Raw genomic sequence first — 1,496 nt, forward strand, 5'->3', positions numbered from 1 at the left:
TATGCCCCCTTGCGGCGTGCCGGTGAAGGTGTCCTGATACTCACCGAGCTCCGTCAGGAGACCGGCCTTCAAGAACGCCTTCACCAGTGCCAGGACCTGCTTGTCCTTGATCCTCATCCGGACCCGGTCCATCAGCGCGCCGTGGTCGATCTCGTCGAAACACGCCGCGATGTCCGCGTCCAGCACCCAGCGATAGCCGTGGGTGCCATAGAAATGGATCTCGGCAATCGCGTCCTGGGCCCGTCGCTTGGGCCGGAACCCGTAAGAGACCGGCTTGAAGTCGGCCTCGAAGATCGGCTCCAGCACCAGCTTCAGCGCGGCCTGGACAACCCGGTCGGCGATCACGGGAATCCCCAGCCGCCGCACCTTTCCCGACCCACCCGGCTTGGGAATCGTGCGCTCCCGCACCGGCAGGGGCTGGAACGAGCCCTGCCTGAGCTGGACCCGCAAGTCGTCCAGGAACCCGGGAATGCCGATCCTTTCCTCGACATCGGTAGCACTCAGGCCGTCGATGCCCGGAGTGTTGGCTCCCCGGTTGCCGGCGACCCGGTCGAACGCCACCATCAGCGTCGCCGGATCGTGCACGAAGTTGAACAGATCATCGAACCGGCGGCCAGGGTCAGCCACCGCCCAACGGTGAAGCTTGGCCTGCATCTCCGATACCCGCTGGATCGGCCCCACCGGGACCGCCTCCAGCAGAGCGCCGCCATTCAGCGGTGCATCTTTCGGCATTGCAGCATCCTTCCCTTCTCGATCCCGCTGCCGCCCTTCCCCATGCTCCGGGCTTTCCCCGGCTCGGAGTACTACGGCGGCTCCGCCCCACCCGGCCCGTTCAGCGGTCGATGCACCTATCCCCGCAGACGAACTGGCAGTCCGCTGCCGGGGAGTTGAGACCGGATGGTTCCCGTGTTCACTGTGTTTCGCTCGTCGAAGTAGGAGCCCGACTGTGTCCCTGCGGCATCGCCACGAGTACGCCGTAGTCCTTCCTCGTGGCCTTCTGGACGGCTTCGAAAGACCGGCCAGGAAGTTCCCCACCGCCAACGGCATTGGGTGCGCACCGCTTCCGGCCCAGATCCGCCAGGTTCGAGCCGGTGGCATCGTTAAGAGACGTAAAGACGCCGGTTCCTCGCGTACTCCTCTCCGTCCCGCTCGCCGAACCCGCACCATCTGGCAGTACTGGCACGTCCCGGCTTTGTCAGGGCCGCTCCCGCCCTCCCCGGCATCACCCGGATCAGGCTGCCCTCAGCTCCACCTCCCTGCTACGACAGGTCAGCGGCGAAGGTCTCTCACCTCCACACGAAACACAGCGCCTCACGGCGCAACTCGAAGCAGAGCCAGGCGCCCAAGTCCGCGGCCCTCCCTTTATGGCGGGCCACTGCTCGTCCTTCCAGGCGGCGATCTTCGCCTCGTCCCGCTCGGTGGCCTTGCGGGCCGGGACCTGCACGCTCCAGCCAATGCGGTGCAGCAGCAGATCCAGCCCGGCCAGGGTGTACTCG

2 protein-coding genes are annotated in these 1,496 nt (G+C 66.3%); both read right to left on the reverse strand.

Features of this window, described 5'->3' with window-relative positions; genetic code table 11:
* On the reverse strand, positions 1-732 hold a 732-nt coding region (locus ACFY0P_RS52170; protein ID WP_388929538.1), incomplete at its 3' end, for a reverse transcriptase domain-containing protein.
* A 499-nt stretch (positions 733-1,231) separates the two neighbouring features.
* The gene (locus ACFY0P_RS52175; protein ID WP_388929539.1) at positions 1,232-1,486 is read right to left on the reverse strand and encodes a winged helix-turn-helix domain-containing protein; all 255 of its coding nucleotides are present in this window, start codon (positions 1,484-1,486) and stop codon (positions 1,232-1,234) included.
* Between the last annotated feature and the right edge of the window lie 10 nt (positions 1,487-1,496).

Source organism: Streptomyces sp. NPDC001714 (assembly GCF_042892755.1).
Taxonomy (GTDB): Bacteria; Actinomycetota; Actinomycetes; order Streptomycetales; family Streptomycetaceae; genus Streptomyces.